The sequence below is a fragment of the Ruegeria sp. TM1040 genome, assembly GCF_000014065.1.
Taxonomy (GTDB): domain Bacteria; phylum Pseudomonadota; class Alphaproteobacteria; order Rhodobacterales; family Rhodobacteraceae; genus Epibacterium.
In genome coordinates, this window is the sequence record NC_008044.1 from 2279404 (window position 1) to 2297079 (window position 17676).

The window sequence follows — 17676 nt, forward strand, 5'->3', positions numbered from 1 at the left end:
CCCCTGTCTTTCCCAGATGCGCACTCACTCGGCGGCGCGCACCCCGGCATAGGCGCGCAGCTCAACGAAGGTCTCGTTATAGCAGGCCCCGTCGCCAATATCGGTGCGTACCTCCACCGGGATCAGAGCGTTTGCGGTGAGGCCCGTCTTGGAACTGATGCGCCATGTACCCTTGGGGGCATACGTCACACCGCGCTGCATCGCATCCGAGATCTTGAGACGGAACGTGACGCTTCCGCGGGCGTTGGCAACCTCGACCAAATCACCATCCTGCAGCCCCCGTGCGGCGGCGTCTTCGGGGTGCACCTCGATGCTCTCGGGCCCTGCGGAAAGCGGCGCGCTGCCGAAAGTGGCGTTGATGCGTTTGTCCGAACTCGGGGTAATCAACACCAAAGGCAGGTCCTGCGACACCGGATCATAGCGCGGCACGCCAAAGCCGGTCTCCGCCTCGAGCGCGGCGCTGAACAGCTCAATCCGGCCTGTTTCTGTGTCGGGCGTCACCGTCTCGCAGAGGACCAGAGCAGCGCCATCGCTTTTTTGCATTTCCAACGCGCGATCCACCGGCATCTGGCTTGGGGGGCGGCCTTCAAATTGCGGATGGCTGGCATCCATCGCGTCATCCATCAACTGCACGTCCGAAGCCTGATGCTCTGGCTCGATATAGCCAAAACGCGCGGCCAGACGGCGGAAAATCTCCGTGTTCGGCAGACTTTCCGCGATGGGCGCGATCACGGGCTCGGCCCGCTGGACATAGTTCTGACCATAGGCGGCAAAGATCTCATCGTGCTCAAAGTGGGTGGCTGCGGGCAGGATCACATCGCAATATGCCATGCTGTCGGTCATCACCACGTCGCAGCCAACGGTAAAGATCTCAGGCTGACTCAACGCCGCAATCATCCGAGTCTGGTCGGGGTGTGTCGCGACAGGATTGTGGTTGTAGATCATGACGGCATTGATCGGTGTGGATTGCTCGCGATCAAGCATCAGCTGTGCCACATCAAGGATATTCACCACCCGTGTTTCAGGGTCGATCAGATGATCGCCCTGCAGCCGGGCGCGTGTCTTGGGGGAGGCCAGTCCGGATTTGGCCACCACCCCGGCTCCCAGTCGCCCGTGCTGTCCCAGGAGCGCATTGAGCGCCATCGCCGCGCGCAGCCCCGAACCTCCGGAGCGTCCCCGTTCCATCCCATTGCCGGTGGAGGTGGCCAGCCTCTGCGCAGTCTGCATCCAATCCGCCAGCTTGAGGATATCGCTGACAGCGAGGCCGCAGATTTCAGAAGCGTTTTCAACGCTGTGCTTGCGCGCCTCGTCCATATACTCGTCAACGCCATGCACCCAATGCGCAATAAACTCCGCATCAAATGCGCCGCGCCGTTCGAGTTCAGCCGCAAGCGCATGGGCAAGCACCACATCGGTTCCGGGTCGCACCTGAAGATAGAGGTCGGCCTGCTCTGCGATCTTGATCCGCTTGGGGTCAATCACCACCAGACGCGCACCCTTGGCGCGGGCCGCTTTGACGATCCGTGTCAGATGCAGGTTGGAGACCGTCACATTGTTGCCCCAGACCACGATGAGATCGGCATGCTGGGCCTGTTCCGGCGGCATGCCGGGAGCATTGCCATAGAGGCTCTCATAGGCGAGGCTGCGCACGCCGCCGCAGAGCGGGCCGCGATCCATTCGCGTGGCGCCCAGACGGTAGAAAAATCGCCGATCGAGCGAGCCCCCCGCCAGCTCCCCGTGAGGTCCAGCATAGTTCAGCGGCAAGATCGACTGCGCGCCATGCGCATCAATGGCAGCGTGAAACCCTTCGACCACAAGATCCAGCGCATCCTCCCAACTGATGCGTTCAAACGTGCCAGCCCCCCGCGGCCCCACCCGCCGCAGCGGATGTGTGAGCCGCGCCGGACCATGTACAAAGTCAGGGTAGGCGCGCGTGACCTTGTTGCAGACCACACCGGCCGTAAACGGATTGGCATTTGACCCGCGTACGGCAGTAATCTGATCGCCCGTTACCTCGACGCTGAGGCTACAGGTGTCCGGGCAGTCCAACGGGCAAACGCTGGGCACGACACGCGTGTCTTGAGAGGATCTGGCTTGTCTGGACATCGAAGGCTCCACTTTTGGCGTCCTCTCCGGCTAGTGCAAAAGAAGCCCTGTCAAAAGCGCCAATATCCGATAAAAAGAGCAGTCCAATTTTAGACTTCGAGCCATGCCAAATCGAAAAGGCCCACACGGAAGAAATCCGTATGGGCCAGAAACCCTTTGCGCGAAAGCGGCGCCGCGGAGAGGTATGTGCGCTGTCAGGCAGACTTGCTGTTTTGCTCGACCAGATCCATCTCATCTTCGAGGCTGGGCGTATAGAACATATGCTGCGCTTTGCCCGCCCGTTTGGAGGCGTAGAGCGCAAGGTCGGCCTGATGCAATAGCGTCGCCGGCAGAGGCTGCGCGACATCCGTGGACAAGGTGGTGCCTGCAGAGGCGGAAATCCGGCACTCATCCGCGCCATACATGATCGGCTCTTCAAGGCGCTCGATCAGGCGGCAGGCCAGATCATTGATCCGGTTGCGATCCATCAACCCCTCAAACACCAGCACAAACTCGTCACCACCGATGCGCGCAACGGTGTCAGATTTGCGTGTACACTCCACCATGATGGAGGCCACCCGCTGCAACACCGCATCACCTGCGGCATGACCGTAGGTGTCATTGACAGATTTGAAGAAGTCGAGATCGACATTCATCAGGGCAAAGTCGCGCCCGCCGCTGATCAGGCGGTTCAACACATGGTCCATGGCGCGACGGTTCTTCAGCCCGGTCAACGTATCGGTAAAGGCCTGCTCCTCGGCGGCAATCTTGGCCCCCTGCAAGCGCAGGTTCAGCTGGCGCGACGCCTCCATAGCGGCAGATTTCGCCTCCACCAGGTAAAGCATCTCGATCGTGAGATCCGTGGGCGAGAAATCCTGACTGGTCAGGTTGAAGTCGCGCACCGCATCCAGCACCGAAATCCCGAAAGAGAGATTTATGAATGCGCCCCGCCCCTTGGGGAGCGGAACCAACACGCCCTTCATCCGGGTGTGCGGCGCGTCATGAAGCTGAAAGTGCAGTTTGCTGCCAGCGGTATTCATGAGATCAGCAACGGCTTTGACGGAGCGAGGCCGCTGCAGGTCCAGCACCTCGAGCACCGGTTTGCCCAACCAGCCATTGTCGCCCCGGATCTTGTCGAGGGTCGGACCGTGGCTCACGATCAGGCCATCCGCGTCAATGATCACATGCATTGGGCAGAGTTGGTCGGCAAGGCCGGTCAGCTGTTCGAAGGTCATCATAATGTATGCGCCCCCAGTTCAAACGCGCGCCCCTCGCTGAAATCGCTTTCCACGAGGGTGATCGAAATCACGTCGGAGCCTTCCTGCTCCCCCACGAGATCAAGGATCACCAGAGCGCCGTAATCATCCGCCATCGCACGAAGAACCCCCGTCATCACCTGTGCATAGCCCGGCACGCCCGGTTGGCACAGCAACTGGAACTGACCCGGCGCCTGTTCGATCAACTCAAGCCCAGGCAAATGCAGATCCGACACTGCAAGGCGGGCGCGATCCGGCAGGTCATCAAGCGAGTGCAGGAATTCAACGTAGTTCACGCCACCAAAGCGCAGCAGGCGCCTGAGAGCCTCGACCTGAGGGTTGGAGACCAGAAATGTCCCCACATCTTCGAGGATTTCATCAAGGGGGCGTTCGAGTTTGGCTTCGACCGCGCGCAGCATTCGAATCGATTGATCTTCAGGGTACACAAGCATGGCCTCGAACTCGGTAAACCCGAGCCCGCTTTCATCCATGATGTCTGCCCAGCGCTTGTCACCATAAGTGCTTGTGACAAAAGCCTGAACAGCCCTGTTGATCAAACCGTGCATACGGTTGCTTCCCTATTTCACCTCTGTTTTTTCTTAAGCAAACAAACTTAAGAAAGCCCAAAGACCTCCCCACATCGACGGGCTTGAACCGAAAAAACTCGGCGCATTGCGTCACTTTTCTCAGACCAAGCGGGACACCATGCCGGTGGCACAAGCAAAAAACCGGCAGCGGGATGTCTCCCACGGCCCAATACCACCACCAAGACTTGTAGTTTCAACGCGCTGCGCACTGTTCAGTTACACTGCTTGCGAATTTCAAGATTCGAAAGCTCTGAACGAATTCAGCCCCTACCCCATTCAATCGTATCTGCGCCTATCATACCGTAAGCACCATGGAGGCTCCAACCCCATAGTGCCCGCTCCCCTTGTGGAAGCGCGTAAAATTGCTTGCGCCGCGTCAATTGAGTAACAATGGTTAAAAATCTGTGGGGGCTCCGCCTTCTTCCTTCCGGCGGGCGACGAAGGCCTGCAGCTCTTCGCGAATGCCCTCATCAAGCGTCGGAGCCTCGAATTCGTTGATGATCTGCTTGAAGAGACCGTTTGCTCGCTGCGCGGTCCAGGTTCCGCCCGCGGCCTCCCAAGCCTCATAATTGTGCCAGTCGCTCAGGAACGGCTGATAAAAGGCTGTCGCATAACGATCCTGCGTGTGCTGGATGCCGAAGAAATGTCCATCATTTCCGACCTCCCGGATCGCATCGAGCGCGATTTCCTCGGGGCCGGTGGCATTGATGACCGGGTCCATGTAGCGCTGGATCATCTGCAAGACCTCGCAATCCATGATGAATTTCTCTGGAGAGGCGATCAGCCCGCCTTCGAGCCAGCCCGCAGCGTGGTAGACCATATTCGTGCCCGACTGCACCGCTGCCCAGAGCGAGTTCGACGTCTCCCACATGGCTTGCCCATCCGGCACATTGGCCGCGCAAACGCCGGAGGACCGCATCGGCAATCCGTAAAATCGTGCCATCTGCCCGGTCATTTGAGTCGCGCGCATATATTCAGGAGTTCCAAATGCAGGTGCTCCGGACTTCATGTCGACATTGGAGGTAAACGTTCCGATCGCGCAGGGCGTGCCGGGGCGGACATATTGGAACAGGGCAATGGCGCAGAGCGCCTCTGCCAGCGACTGCGCCACGGCCCCCGCCATGGTGACCGGAGCCATCGCGCCTGCCAGCGTGAACGGTGACACGATCACGGGTTGGCCCCGCCGCACCAGCCTCAGCGCACCATCAATCATCGGCTCGTCATGCTTCAAGGGCGAGGTGGAGTTGATGTTGGTGTACATGTGCGGTTGGGAGTCGAATTCCTCATGGCTCAGACCACCCGCGATGCGCACCATCTCCATCACGTCCTCGACCCGCTCTTTGCCGAGCGAATAGGCATGCATCACCTTGTCGGTGAGCGTGAGCTTGTCATAAAGCACATCGAGGTGACGGATCGAGGCATGGAGATCGACAGGCTCCACCGGATAGCCCCCCGCAAAATGGATGCAGTTGAAATACTGCGTCAATTTCAGCAGGTTCTGGCAGTGTTCACGGGTGCCGGGGACCTTCTTGTTCAGGTCCATATCCCAATAGTTCGGCGGCGAGGACACATTGCCAAAGACGATCGAATTGCCGCCGATGCGAATGGCGCGCTCTGGGTTGCGCGGCGTAAGGGTGAACTCCGAGGGGACCTTGCCCACCATCTCCATCACAAACTCGCGGTCCATGCGCACCAAAGCGCCATCCACCTTGAGCCCCGCCTCCTTGAAGATCTCAAGCGCTTCGTCGTTCAGGAACTCGACGCCGATCTCCTCGAGAATGCGCATCGCGCCATCATGGATTGCGGCAATACCCTCTGCGGTGAGCGGCTCGACCGGGCGGTCAATATTGACCGGAGGCTTCCATGGCATCTGCTCCAAAGTGGCGGCTCCCCGACGGGCGGCTGCACCGGCCCGGCCTCCTCCCCGGCGTCGGCGCGCTTGTGTCTGCGACATGGGATTCCCTCTCCTGCGACGGATTTTTACCCGTCCAGATTGGGCCGGATGACACCAGACACACCTGTCCAATACCGACACCTCATGTCGCATTTGCCCTTCGTGATGCCGCCGGAGTGCGTTCCAGTCTCAGGCCTGCGCAAGCCAGTCCGGGATATGACCGATATTGGGCAGCACGACATCGGCCAAATCGGCCAGATCCTCGGCGCGAGCCAAACCGGTCAGAACGCCAATGGTGCGCATCCCCGCTGCACGCCCCGCAATCAGATCGTGGCGACTGTCGCCGACCATCGCAGTTGCGCCGGGGGCGACACCCACATGGCTACAAAAGGCCAGGAGCGGGTCGGGGTCGGGTTTGGAGCCAAATCCGCTGTCAGCCCCGATCACCATGTCAAATTGGTCATAGACGCCAGAACGGGTCAGATGCCGTTGCGCCGAATGCGCGCCGTCATTGGTCATCACGCCCAACTTCAGGCCAGACGCGCGCAAGTCCGACAGAAACGGCGCGAGCGGTACCGCCTGTGCCAATTCGGCCTCACCCGCAGTGCGGATCAGGTATTGCTCAAGATCAGTCTCACTCATCTGCGGCACATGCGGCGACAACACCTCGGCCACCTCGTCATTGGTGCCTGCGATCACCAGGCTGTCGGGATGAAAGGCGCGTTCGGTCAAATCGTAGCGCACCGCCTCGGCCATCGCGCCCAGACGCCCTGTGTCCTCACCGGCCAACTCCGTGAGCATCCCCAGCGCCCAGCCATTCCAGGTCTGGGCAAAGTCAAAAAGCGTGCCGTCCTTGTCGAAAAGAAGCGCAGAGAGAGTCATGAGAAGTCCTTGGGAAAATCCGTTTGGCAGCGTGTATCACGTCCAGTGCACCTGTTCACCCCCGGGCAGCGTCGCGCGGGCTTCCACAAGCGACGGATATGGCACGCCCTCATGGTCACAAAACGCCATCACCCAGGAATCGTCCATCAGCAGAAAGTCCAGCACTGCGCCCAGAAACTCCGGGTCGTTCACGCGGTCGCGCAAATCACTGAGCGAGGCTCCGCTGGACCCCAGAAAGATTGGCAAGAGCTCTTCGTTCCCGGCCAGCCAAGTGAGCGCCTTTAGGCCCAGAACTTCGGCGCGATCGGCGGAAAATGGCATAACGGCCTCCTTGTCGACATTTTTAAGTCAATTTGCACTACCCCCGAAAGGGTTTGTTAACCAGTCTCAACAACACTCAAACACAAGCAAAAGCCGGGAATGAAGGTGTTTTCAACGTGCAAGGCACGATCCTAGTCATAGATGGGGTATCCACCAATCGCATCATCTTGAAGGTGCAACTGACAGCAGCCTGTTTCCAGGTGCTGCAGGCCGACAGCCTGTCGGCCGCGATGGCCCTGATGAAAGACAACCGCCCGGATCTCGTCCTCACTGCAATGACCCTGCCGGACGGCGATGCCGCGGATGTCAAACGCGCCCTGGACCGGGTGCGCCATGGCGTTGGGGTGCCGGTGATTGCGCTCTGCCCGCAAAACGATCGCGGCACCCGCATCATGGCGCTGTCGGCGGGGATCGACGAGGTGCTGCCGCTTCCGGTGGACGACATGATCCTGCAGGCGCGCATCCGCAGCCTGTTGCGCATGCGCATGCAAGACGACGAACTGCACCTGCGCGAAGAGGGCGTTGCCGCCTTCTCCGTACCGCTGAAGGACACCACCGCCGTGCAGATCACACAATCGGATGCGACTGTCGCATTGGTTTGTCATGATCTGCAGACGGCGCAAAAGTGGAAATCCCGCCTCAGCGCCAGCGTGGACTTCCGTCTGAAAGCTTACAATGTCGACGCGATCCAGGATCTGATGCGCACGCCGGTGCCGGATGTGATCGTGATCGAGCTTAACGAACACTCGGCTGGCATGGCGCTACGTCTGTTGGCGGATCTGCGTGCCCGGATCAGCACCCGCGACAGTGTGGTGATCGCGGTGCCGAACCCCGCCGATGCCAGCATCGCGGCAGAGGCGCTGGACCGGGGTGCGCATGACGTCTTGCACTGCGGCTTTCAGGTGGATGAACTGGCCCTACGGATCACCGCGCAGCTTGCACATCAGCAGCGCGCCGAAATGATCCGCAACACCCTGCGTGATGGCTATCGTGCGGCGATGCGTGATCCGATGACCGGGCTCTACAATCGCCGCTACGCACGCCCGTTCCTCGAACAGGTGACCCAAGACGCCCAATCTGCGGGATCAAATTTCGCCGTGATGGTTGCGGATCTGGACCATTTCAAGCGCATCAACGATGCCTATGGCCACCCGGTGGGCGATGCGGTGCTGATCGAAGCCGCGCGTCGCCTTCAAGCGGAGTTGCGTGGTTGCGACCTGCTGGCGCGGATCGGTGGGGAGGAGTTCATGCTGGTGCTGCCGGATCTGCACCCCGACGAGGCAAGCACCGTGGCCAACCGACTGTGCCGCGCGATCAGCGGCAGCCCCTTTGTGGTCAAAGGCTGCGCTCAGCCTCTCGAGGTTACAATCAGCGTCGGCGCCGTCGTCGCGCAGCATGGCACGCAGCCGTTGAGCGCCGATGATCTCTTTGTGGCGGCGGACCGCACGCTCTATGAGGCCAAGCACGCGGGCCGTAACCAGGCCGCGATCAAGGGGCTCACACAGAGCGCCGCCGCCTGATCCCTCTGCATCCATAAGATCTGCAGATCACGCGTCCTTCCGGGATTATGGACGATCTTCGCGTGGCTTGCGAAACCGTGCAATGTGGTCCCTTACCTTTTCGGCAAAACCTGCACGCTCTGCGGGCGTCATCTTCTGCAGCTCTGCAATCCAGACCTCATGCATGGAACTGCGGAAGGCCTGCGCGGACTGGCTCTGGGCGTCGATCTCGGCGCGCAGGCGATCGGCATCAAGCGGGTCCTGCTGGATCACCTCCAGCAGCACATTGAGTTCGGCCAGCCGCCGCTCGACAATGTCGCCGTGCTTGCCACTTGCGAGCCTGCGCAATGCGCGCCGCTCCGCATCATCAAAGGAGCGATACATCACCGCCCCGATTGCATCTGCCGCCGCAGGAGGTGGAGCCTTGTGGCGATGCGGACCGGGACGACCCTCGCGCAGCGCGGCACCCACCATGATCCCCACCACCGCGAGATTGCCCGCAAGCGACAGCGCAAACACGGCCTTCAGCCAGCGTGGCATCCGCGAAATCCCCTTGGGTTCAGCTGTATGTATCATTGCAAATCCTCAGCCAGCACCGTGGCCAGATCAAAAGTTTCATAGGCCGCATAGTCTGTTGTCTCACTGCCTGTGCGGGCCAGCGTCTGCAAGCCCGGCGTTTCCAGCATCAGGTCCGGTGCATTGATCCCGACCCAGAGCCCGACGCAACTCGCGGCCACCAGCCCCCCCAGCGACGGCCAGCCCCCCAGCGCTGCAATCAGAACCTCAATCGGGCCACGCCGAGGAGGCTCTGTCGCGGTGCTGCTGAGGTGCCCCGCCTGCGCGTCGGCTGCATCGGCGAGGATGGACTCCATCAGGGAGGCGGGCACCTCGGGACGGGTCGCGCGCGCCTCGGCAAAGAGTGCGTCGAGATCGTCAATTTCGGTCTGGCTATTTAGCTTGTTACCCATCTTGATACCCCAATTCCTCGCGCCGACCCGCCAATGCTGCGGCCAAAGCGCGTTTGCCCCGTGCGGTCAGGCTTTCCACGGCCTCCACGCTGATCTCCATGACCCCGGCGATTTCCGGGTTCGTCAGTTCCTCTATGTGGCGCAGCACCACGGCCTGACGTTGCCGCTCGGGCAAGGTCATCAGCGCATCTTGCAGCGCGTCCCGGCGCGCCCCCTCCTGAAGAGCCTCCGCCGCCCCGGCCGCAGGGTCAGGAGGTTCCGGGATCGCGTCCAGATCCACATGCCCGCCACGAACCCGGCGTTTGTGGTCGATGCAAAGATTCATCCCCACACGATAGAGCCAAGTAGAGACGCGGGCCTCGCCATTTCGCCAGTCGGGCGCGATTTTCCACAGCCTGAGCATCGCTTCCTGGGTCACGTCTTCGGCCTCTGCGCGATTGCCCAATACCCGTGTCGCCAGTGACAGCACCCGCGGCGCAAGCCTCCGGGTCAGCTCTGTCGCCGCCGAAGGATCGCCATTGCCGAAGCGGATCAGCAAGGCTTCGTCGCTGAGCGCGGGCTCCACAAAGGTGGCCCGCGTCGCGCCATGCGCACGATCAACGCCCGTCTCGGCGGTCATCGGTGCTCCGCTCGCAAGCGGAGACACCGGTTTTTTGGCACCCATATGCACTGTGTCGTTTGGATCAGGTTTACTCCGAGTCCTGGCCCGCACCTGCACGATGCTTTTCGGGCCCACCGCGATGATGCTGACGCTTTCTGATCTCTTCGACAATAGCCTGCGCGGTATCGAACTCCGCTTTGGAAATGGAGCCATTGCCATCGGTATCCGCCTTTTCCAGCAGATTGATCGCACCGTGGCGGCGCGGCATTTCCTCGGCGCTCAGGCCTCCATCCCCATCAGTGTCAAACCGCTCGATCATCTTGGCGGTGCGACGGGCCATCCGCTCTTGCGCGCGGGCATTCAACTCGTCGGCGCTCAGCACGCCATCCCCGTTTTGATCAGCCTCGGCAAACCGCGCTTGCCCGCGCGCCGCAAGCTCGTCTTGGGTCAGCGCGCCATCGCCATTGGCGTCCAGCTGTTCAAACGTGGGCTTTTCATGGCGCGGGCCAAAGCCTTGCTTGGCCAGAACCTGCCCCCCCGCCAGAGCGGTGGTGAGCGTCAGCAGAGAGGCGATCAGGATCTGTTTCTTCATGACATCGTTCCTTCGTTGAGCCGCAGCAGCACCATGCTGCCCGATGTATGAGTAAAACGCGCGCCCCCGCAGTTTCCGTCGCAGATTGTCGAAATTTCTATGTCGCCCTCGGAAAGGTAAGTTTTTACGGAGGTTTTGCCCCCCGCGTCACCCGGTCACAGCGTAATACATCTGTGATTTGCATATTTGGGATAAACCATTGAAGTAATCACGACCACTGCACACGAATTATTACCCAAGCGCGCATAGGTCACGGAGTATTTAGATGACAGACACGCAAGGCCTCACCCCGCAGCACGCCTCCGTTGATGAGGAACGTCAGACCAAACCGGCCCTCTGGAAGGGCTGGCGCGGACGTTGCCCGAACTGCGGCGAAGGCAAACTGCTGCACAGCTATCTCAAGGTCAACGACAGCTGTTCTGAATGTGGTGAGGAGTTCCATCACCACCGTGCCGACGATGGCCCCGCCTATCTGACGATCCTGATCGTGGGACACCTGATGGCCCCTTTGATGCACTATATGGCGTTTGAGTGGCGGCCCTCGCCCTGGGTCATGGCGTCGGTATTCTCGACCGGCTGTCTGGCGGCCTCGCTCTATCTGCTGCCGCATCTCAAGGGCGTGGTGGTTGCCTATCAATGGGCCCGCCGCATGCATGGGTTCGACAAGACGCCAAAAGAAAAGACCTCCGCCGCCTGATCGCCCCCTTTTCTTTCCATGTCAAAGACGTGACACTGCAAACGGCCCGCCCCTGCGGGCCGTTTTCTTCATGTCAGAGGGCACAGCGATGGCAGCGACCGGTGCAAGCGACACAAGCATAGACAAGACCACGATTCGCGATGCCGCGACGGTGATCGTGGTGCGCGATAGCAAAAGCGACGACCCCAAGGTCCTGATGGGCCAGCGTGGCGCCAAGGCCGCGTTTATGCCCAACAAATTTGTGTTCCCCGGTGGCGCAATGGATCTGGGCGATCGCGAGATTGCCCTGGCCGGTGACATTGGTGCGCCCTGCCGGAACCGCCTGCAAGAAGATGGGGGCGCAGAGGTCTGGCGCGCGCTCTGCGTGGCCGCAGCCCGTGAACTCTGGGAGGAAACAGGGCTGATCCTTGGACAGCCGGGGTATTGGCCCGCCGAGGTGCCCAAGGATTGGCAGAGCTTTGCCGCAACGGGCCATGTTCCGGATGCTTCGGCGCTGACATTCGTGTTTCGCGCCCTGACCCCGCCGGGTCGCCCGCGCCGCTTTGATGCACGGTTCTTCTTGCTCAAAGCGGAGGATCTGCGCGGCGATCTAGATGACTTCTCCCGCGCCTCCGACGAGTTATCCCACCTGCAGTGGATCCCGCTCAGCCAGGTGCGCAGCTTTGATCTGCCGTTCATCACCGAGGTCGTGCTGGCAGAGGTCACCGCCAACCTGCGCCACGAAAGCCCCCCGGAGAGCACGCCCTTTTTTCGCAATGATGATGAAGAGAGCCTCTTTTTGCGCTTGCATGGCCGCCCGATGTCGCAGGCGGATTGAGCTCATCCGCAGCGGGTCGGGCGCGCTCAGAGCGCCAGAATAAGCGCGAGGATCGAGAGCACCAGGAGGGCCATGCCAATGATCTCCCGCCGCGTCACCTCTTCCTTGAAGACCAGAAGGGATGCGAGGAGAGACAGCAGAAGTTCCACCTGGCCCAGCGCTTTGACATAGGCTGCGTTTTGCAAGGTAAAGGCCAGGAACCAGCAAAAAGAGCCGCCCATGCTGGTGAGCCCCACCCAAACCGCGACCCGGCGCGCATCCCAGACCCGCAGGATCTCGCCGGGATCTCGCGACAGCAGCCACACAAGCATCATCGCGGTCTGCAAACAGACAACCACCCCTAGTGTGACCGCCGCCCGCAGCACGGCGTCCGGCTCCTGCAATTCAAGTGAGGCGCCGCGATAGCTCACAGCGGAAAAGGCAAAGAGCACCCCCGACCCCAGCCCCAAGAGCGGCGCGCGCCCGGTAAGTTGCCCCCAAAGCCCCTTGGGTCCGTCCTTGGTCTTTGACAACACCAGCACCGCCACCAGTCCAATGAGGATCGCAACCCACCCCAGCGGGGAGACCTCATCGCCCAAAATAACCAGACCCACGATCGCGGTCTGGATCACCTCGGTTTTCTTGAAGGTGATGCCAACCGCAAAATTGCGCTCCTTAAAGAGCGCGACGACGCAGACTGTTGCCAGGATCTGCGACAGGCCGCCGATTATGGCGAAACCCCAGAACGCTGCGCTCAGGGCCGGCAGCTCGGCGCCCGTTGCGCCCACATAGGCCCAAAGCAGCAGCAAGATCAGGGGCGCCGAATAGACGAACCGAGAAAACGTCGCCCCCGCCGCGCTCAGGGTGACGCTGCTCAGGACCTTTTGCAGCATGAAGCGCACGGTCTGAAAACTGGCAGCGGCGAGGGTGACGGGGATCCAGAGCGGCATGGGCTGACCTTATGGTATACTATCGCATACCGCCCTTATGCGCCTTTACTCGGAGGATTTCCAGAGCGGATGTGGCACCGGGTCTTTGGCGCGAAAGGCAAACTGGCGAAACACGCTCGCATAGCTGGGCAGCACATAGCCGTCATTCCGGTCCTGAAAGCGCGCGCGGTGCTGACGATAAAGCCGGGGCAACCGGTGCCACGGTACGCCGGGATAGAGATGATGCACAATATGGAGATTGTTGTTCAGGAACAGAAAACTCAGGATCCAGCCGAGCACTCCCCGTCCCTCCACGATTGCCGTGCGGCCGTGCATGTCCTCATGGGCACGGTGTTCCAGATAGGTACGGATCTTGAGCAATGCCAGTCCGATGTAGGCAGCGCCCAGATAGGCAAGAACCGACATCTCCGAGAGGCTCACGATCCCCAAGACCAACAGGATTCCGATCCCGTGCAGCAGCCAATCGCGTCCGATCCCGCACACACCATTGCGTGCCAACCGCCAGTCCGTCTGCATAAAGCAGATCTGCCCGATCATTGGCCCCAAGAGTATGCGCCCCAGAAGCGTATTGTTCACACGCAAGAGGCTCTGTCGCCATTTTGGCAGGCGCGCCCAGATCTCCGGATCCATGAAATTGCTCTCGGGATCATCATAGGGATCGGTGAGGTTTTCATCCTGGTGGTGCGCAAGATGCGTGTCGCGAAACCGGCCATAGGGCACACAAAGATTGAGCGGCAAAAACACCAGCGCCTCGTTAAGCGCGCGCCTCGCAAAGGGGTGCCCGTGCAACACCTCATGGCAGAGCGAGGAATGCAACGCCACCATTAGCCCCGCCGCCACGACGGCCAGAGCCTGCGATACCTGCGCCAGACCAAAGAGAGCGCCTGCCCAAAGGAGATAGCAAGCCACAATCAGGAGGAAAGTTCCCCATTCCGGATGTTTGGGCAGGACCGCTCTGGCCTCTGCTTCGGCGACGTCGATCGCGGGCGGGACCTCCAGCAAGTTCTCGGGCATCCCGATCGCGCTCTCGGCTGTCCTTGATGCCGGTTGCATGGCACTCATGTCATGCATGGTGACGTCCCCAGCGGATGCCCGCCCAAACCCGCTCGTAAATCAGATAGCTCAGGAAGCCGAGCGCGGTATTGATCCCCGCCATCATGCCACCTGCACTCAAGGAGCCGGTGGCGATAAACCCCACCGCCGTCATCGAGATCAGCCCGATCACATTCCACACAATCGCCTTCACGAGGGAGCGCCCGCGCGTTTCCATAGGTCCTCCAATGTTTGCTACACCTGCAAACTAGGCCAACGGCAGACTGTGCAGAATTCTGTATGTGATTAACAAAATTCATCAGATGTGATATTTGTCATCACATGACGGATAAAATCGACAAACGCCTCCGGGCGGTACAGTTTCGGGACCGCCTTGAGCGCGCGCTGCGCGACAGCGGCCTCAGTCAGAGCGCTTTGGCGCGCGCCACCGGTGTGGATCGCTCGACAATTTCGCAGCTCTTGACGGACGATGGCGCGCGCTTGCCCAATGCGCATGTGATCGGCGCCTGCGCAGAGGCATTGGGTGTGTCGGCCGATTGGTTGCTGAGCCTCTCGGAGCGCCCAGAAAGCGCCGCGGAACTGCTGGCCTCCTCTATTGCGATGACTGAAGCGCCACGCGCGCTGGTGGATGAACGGATTTACGAGTGGCATCGCGAGGCCGCCGGCTACAAGATCCGCCATGTGCCCGCGACGCTGCCCGATATGCTCAAGACGCGCGCGGTGCTCGAATGGGAATATGCGCCACACCTGGGGCGCACCGCCGATCAGGCCATCGGCGCTTCCGAGGACCGGCTCACTTGGATGCGGCAGGCCGGGTCAGATTACGAGATCGCGCTGCCCATCTATGAGGTCGACAGCTTTGCCAAAGGGGTAGGCTATTACGAGGGACTATCGGCTGAAATCCGCATCGAGCAGCTTGAGCATCTGGAGCGGCTGACCACGCAGCTATACCCGCGCCTGCGGGTCTATCTCTACGATGCAAAGCGATTATATTCGTCGCCGTTGACGGTGTTTGGGCCGCTCTTATGCGTGTTCTATGCCGGCAGTCACTACATGGCCTTTCGAGATCGCGCGCGGGTAGAAACCTACACCGGTCATTTTGATCGCCTGGTGCGCGAGGCAGACATCACCGCCCGGCAGGTTCCCGGGCGCCTGCGCGCACTGCGCGCACAGATCGGGGTGGCGACGTAGCGCTGCGCCATCCGGGCGGCTGGCGGCACCTGATCCGAGTGACCAAAACGCTCCGTGTTTGACGCCGGTCCTATACCTTCGGATCCGGGTTTTCCGTGTGGCCATCCACCGCAATGACCTGACCGGAGATGCGCCGCGAAGCTTCGGAGCCAAGGAACACCGCCATGTTGGCCACATCCTCAGCCGTGACCCAGGTGCGCATAGACGTGCCCGCGGCATAGCCCTCGTGGACCGCATCGCGGCTCATGCCTTTGAGTGCCGCCTCGCGCGCCAGAACGCCCTCCATGCGCGGCCCCTCGACCGCGCCGGGGCAGATCGCATTGGCGCGGATACCAAAGGGGCCGAGCTCCATCGCGAGGGTTTTCATCAGGCCAATCACAGCCCATTTCGCGGCCGCATAGGGCGCGCGATTGGGATAGCCGTAGATCCCCGCCGTAGACGATGTAAGCACGATGCTGCCCTGCCCGGCCGCTTTCATGAGCGGTGCCGCGTATTTCGCCGCCAGAAAGGCACCCTCGAGGTTGACGCTGACACAGGCGCGCCAGTCCTCCAGCTGGATGTCTTCCACCAAGGCGGTCGGCCCGGCCACGCCAGCATTGGCGCAGAGCACATCAAGCCCGCCTGCCTGCGCAATCTCGGCAAAGAGCGCGCGCATCGCGACCTCGTCGGTGGCATCGACCTGCCGCGCGTTCCACCCGTCGGGCAGCGCGGCCAGGGCGTCGCGATCCACATCGGAAACCCAGACTTCGGCGCCCGTCGCGACAAAGCCCTCTGCCATGGCGCGCCCGATACCGGACGCGCCCGCCGTCACCAGAACGCGCATTAGCGAGGCGCACCGATGGCGCGACCCAGCCCTTCGGGTGCGGGCAACGCCGCATGTGCCTCGGCGAGCTTCACAAGATTGGCCTCGATATGCGCGGCCGGCGGTGCCGAGCGGCGGGTTTTCAGATCCACATGCAAGAGCATATGCTCGCCGGTCGCCAGGAGGCGGTCGCCTTCATACATCTCGTGCCAGAGGTGCATCTTCTTACCCGCGCCCATTATGACCCGCGTTCGGACTTGGACCGGGTGGCCCGCGTGGACCTCGTCGATATGGCGGATATGGGTCTCGGCGGTGAAGTAGCTGCCGCCTGAGGCGATATAGTCGGCGTCACAGCCGATGATCTCCATCAGCCGGTCAGTGGATTGGGCAAAGGCATCCAGATAGCGGCTCTCGGTCATGTGGCCGTTGTAGTCGGTCCAATCGAGCGGCACGACGCGGCTCTGGGTGAGGATGGGCTGCGACAGATCGGCAACGTCCTCCATGCTGCGCGCAAGCCCCGCCTCTGACAGGCGCGCGGCGTCATGAGCATTCTGAAGCGCCCCGGCACCCCAGTTGTTTGCGCCCAGCGCCCGCATCATCCCCACGAGGTTGTCATCGCGGATACGCTCGAGCTCGCGGATGGAATACTGCCCTGACTGTGCGTCCGACTGGCCTGCGATCAGGTCGACCAACGCATCATTATACTCGGGTACATCCATCAGTTTGGTCCAGGGCCAGCTGAGAGCCGGGCCGAACTGCGCCATGAAATGCTTCATGCCCGCCTCGCCGCCCGCAACGCGGTAGGTTTCAAACAGCCCCATCTGCGCCCAGCGGATGCCAAAGCCATAGCGGATCGCGTTGTCGATCTCTTCGGTGGTGGCGATGCCATCTTTTACCAGCCACAGCGCCTCGCGCCAGACCGCCTCAAGGAACCGGTCCGCCACATGAGCGTCGATTTCCTTTTTCAAGTGCAAGGGATACATGCCGATTTCGGTGATGATCGCCTTGGCCTTGGCAATCATCTCGGGCGTGTTCACATCAGTTGTGACCACCTCCACCAGCGGCATGAGGTAGACCGGATTGAAAGGATGCGCCACAACGATCTGTGCGGCGTTGGTGAACCCGTCCTGCAATTGCGAGGGCTTGTAGCCCGAGGTCGACGAACCAATCACCGCGCCCCCGGGCGCATGCGCCTCGAGCTCTGCGTATACTTTCTGTTTCAGATCGAGCCGCTCGGGCACGCTCTCCTGTACCCAGTCGACGCCCTGCACGGTTTCCGCGAGGGTCTCATGATAGCTCAGACTTCCTTCGGGTGGCAGCGCCACATTGCCAAGCCCGGGCAGGCTGCGGCGGGCATTGGCAAGAACATCGCCAATCTTGCGCTCGGCTTCGGGATCCGGGTCAAAGACCCGCACATCCCAGCCATTGAGCAAGAACCGCGCGGCCCAACCGCCGCCGATAACGCCACCGCCAATGATTGCTGCTGTTTTTGTCATATCCCG

At 61.2% G+C, this 17676-nt stretch carries 19 protein-coding genes; 4 read left to right on the plus strand and 15 right to left on the minus strand.

Annotated features, from left to right (window positions below; translation table 11 throughout):
• Positions 1-24: 24 nt before the first annotated feature.
• The 6 genes from TM1040_RS15265 to TM1040_RS15290 all read right to left on the minus strand — a co-directional run bounded on the left by TM1040_RS15265 (position 25) and on the right by TM1040_RS15290 (position 7025).
• A complete protein-coding gene (locus tag TM1040_RS15265; RefSeq protein WP_011539492.1) occupies positions 25-2106 on the minus strand; it encodes a molybdopterin-containing oxidoreductase family protein in 2082 nt (693 codons plus the stop codon).
• A 194-nt stretch (positions 2107-2300) separates the two neighbouring features.
• Positions 2301-3323, minus strand: a complete 1023-nt coding sequence (locus TM1040_RS15270) for a GGDEF domain-containing protein (protein ID WP_011539493.1) — start codon at positions 3321-3323, stop codon at positions 2301-2303.
• Positions 3320-3907: a heme NO-binding domain-containing protein gene (locus TM1040_RS15275; protein ID WP_011539494.1), complete on the minus strand. Its 588-nt coding sequence runs from the start codon at positions 3905-3907 to the stop codon at positions 3320-3322. The genes TM1040_RS15270 and TM1040_RS15275 overlap by 4 nt, the downstream gene beginning before the upstream one ends.
• Before the next feature lie 415 nt (positions 3908-4322).
• On the minus strand, positions 4323-5882 hold the full coding sequence (locus tag TM1040_RS15280; protein WP_011539495.1) for a trimethylamine methyltransferase family protein: 1560 nt from the start codon (positions 5880-5882) through the stop codon (positions 4323-4325).
• Between the two features lie 129 nt (positions 5883-6011).
• Positions 6012-6704, minus strand: coding sequence for an HAD family hydrolase (locus TM1040_RS15285; RefSeq protein ID WP_011539496.1), 693 nt, complete (start codon positions 6702-6704; stop codon positions 6012-6014).
• 36 nt (positions 6705-6740) lie between these two features.
• Complete coding sequence (locus TM1040_RS15290) at positions 6741-7025, minus strand: DUF3572 domain-containing protein (RefSeq protein WP_011539497.1); 285 nt, start codon at positions 7023-7025, stop codon at positions 6741-6743.
• Between the two features lie 116 nt (positions 7026-7141).
• Here TM1040_RS15290 and TM1040_RS15295 point away from each other — a divergent pair, with 116 nt between their 5' ends.
• Complete coding sequence (locus TM1040_RS15295) at positions 7142-8545, plus strand: diguanylate cyclase (protein ID WP_011539498.1); 1404 nt, start codon at positions 7142-7144, stop codon at positions 8543-8545.
• 45 nt (positions 8546-8590) lie between these two features.
• Here the strand turns inward: TM1040_RS15295 and TM1040_RS15300 are convergent, their stop codons facing one another.
• The 4 genes from TM1040_RS15300 to TM1040_RS15315 form a co-directional block, all read right to left on the minus strand.
• Complete coding sequence (locus TM1040_RS15300) at positions 8591-9100, minus strand: periplasmic heavy metal sensor (RefSeq protein WP_011539499.1); 510 nt, start codon at positions 9098-9100, stop codon at positions 8591-8593.
• Entirely contained in the window at positions 9097-9492 is a 396-nt protein-coding gene (locus TM1040_RS15305; protein WP_011539500.1) for a hypothetical protein, read from the minus strand. The genes TM1040_RS15300 and TM1040_RS15305 overlap by 4 nt, the downstream gene beginning before the upstream one ends.
• The gene (locus TM1040_RS15310; RefSeq protein WP_011539501.1) at positions 9485-10111 is read right to left on the minus strand and encodes an RNA polymerase sigma factor; all 627 of its coding nucleotides are present in this window, start codon (positions 10109-10111) and stop codon (positions 9485-9487) included. Before TM1040_RS15310 ends, TM1040_RS15305 begins: the two co-directional genes overlap by 8 nt.
• 70 nt (positions 10112-10181) lie before the next feature.
• Positions 10182-10685, minus strand: a complete 504-nt coding sequence (locus TM1040_RS15315; RefSeq protein WP_011539502.1) for an EF-hand domain-containing protein — start codon at positions 10683-10685, stop codon at positions 10182-10184.
• A gap of 265 nt (positions 10686-10950) precedes the next feature.
• On the opposite strand from TM1040_RS15315, the gene TM1040_RS15320 reads away from it, so the two are divergent.
• Positions 10951-11382 carry a DUF983 domain-containing protein gene (locus TM1040_RS15320; RefSeq protein ID WP_011539503.1) on the plus strand — a complete coding sequence of 144 codons (432 nt, stop codon included), beginning with the start codon at positions 10951-10953 and terminating at the stop codon, positions 11380-11382.
• A gap of 88 nt (positions 11383-11470) precedes the next feature.
• Positions 11471-12199 carry an NUDIX hydrolase gene (locus TM1040_RS15325; protein ID WP_011539504.1) on the plus strand — a complete coding sequence of 243 codons (729 nt, stop codon included), beginning with the start codon at positions 11471-11473 and terminating at the stop codon, positions 12197-12199.
• Between the two features lie 26 nt (positions 12200-12225).
• On the opposite strand, the gene TM1040_RS15330 is transcribed toward TM1040_RS15325, so the two are convergent.
• The 3 genes from TM1040_RS15330 to TM1040_RS15340 are packed head-to-tail and all read right to left on the minus strand — an operon-like array spanning position 12226 to position 14398.
• Positions 12226-13128 carry a DMT family transporter gene (locus TM1040_RS15330; RefSeq protein WP_011539505.1) on the minus strand — a complete coding sequence of 301 codons (903 nt, stop codon included), beginning with the start codon at positions 13126-13128 and terminating at the stop codon, positions 12226-12228.
• Positions 13129-13173: 45 nt separating this feature from the next.
• A complete protein-coding gene (locus TM1040_RS15335; RefSeq protein WP_371261777.1) occupies positions 13174-14142 on the minus strand; it encodes a fatty acid desaturase in 969 nt (322 codons plus the stop codon).
• Between the two features lie 49 nt (positions 14143-14191).
• Positions 14192-14398: a DUF2061 domain-containing protein gene (locus TM1040_RS15340; protein WP_011539507.1), complete on the minus strand. Its 207-nt coding sequence runs from the start codon at positions 14396-14398 to the stop codon at positions 14192-14194.
• A 104-nt stretch (positions 14399-14502) separates the two neighbouring features.
• On the opposite strand from TM1040_RS15340, the gene TM1040_RS15345 reads away from it, so the two are divergent.
• Positions 14503-15372 carry a helix-turn-helix domain-containing protein gene (locus TM1040_RS15345; RefSeq protein ID WP_011539508.1) on the plus strand — a complete coding sequence of 290 codons (870 nt, stop codon included), beginning with the start codon at positions 14503-14505 and terminating at the stop codon, positions 15370-15372.
• Between the two features lie 70 nt (positions 15373-15442).
• Here TM1040_RS15345 and TM1040_RS15350 read toward each other — a convergent pair whose 3' ends face one another.
• Complete coding sequence (locus tag TM1040_RS15350) at positions 15443-16195, minus strand: SDR family oxidoreductase (protein ID WP_011539509.1); 753 nt, start codon at positions 16193-16195, stop codon at positions 15443-15445.
• Positions 16195-17670 (minus strand): carnitine 3-dehydrogenase, encoded by a 1476-nt coding sequence (locus TM1040_RS15355; RefSeq protein WP_011539510.1) that lies wholly within the window; start codon positions 17668-17670, stop codon positions 16195-16197. The genes TM1040_RS15350 and TM1040_RS15355 overlap by 1 nt, the downstream gene beginning before the upstream one ends.
• Positions 17671-17676: the final 6 nt, after the last annotated feature.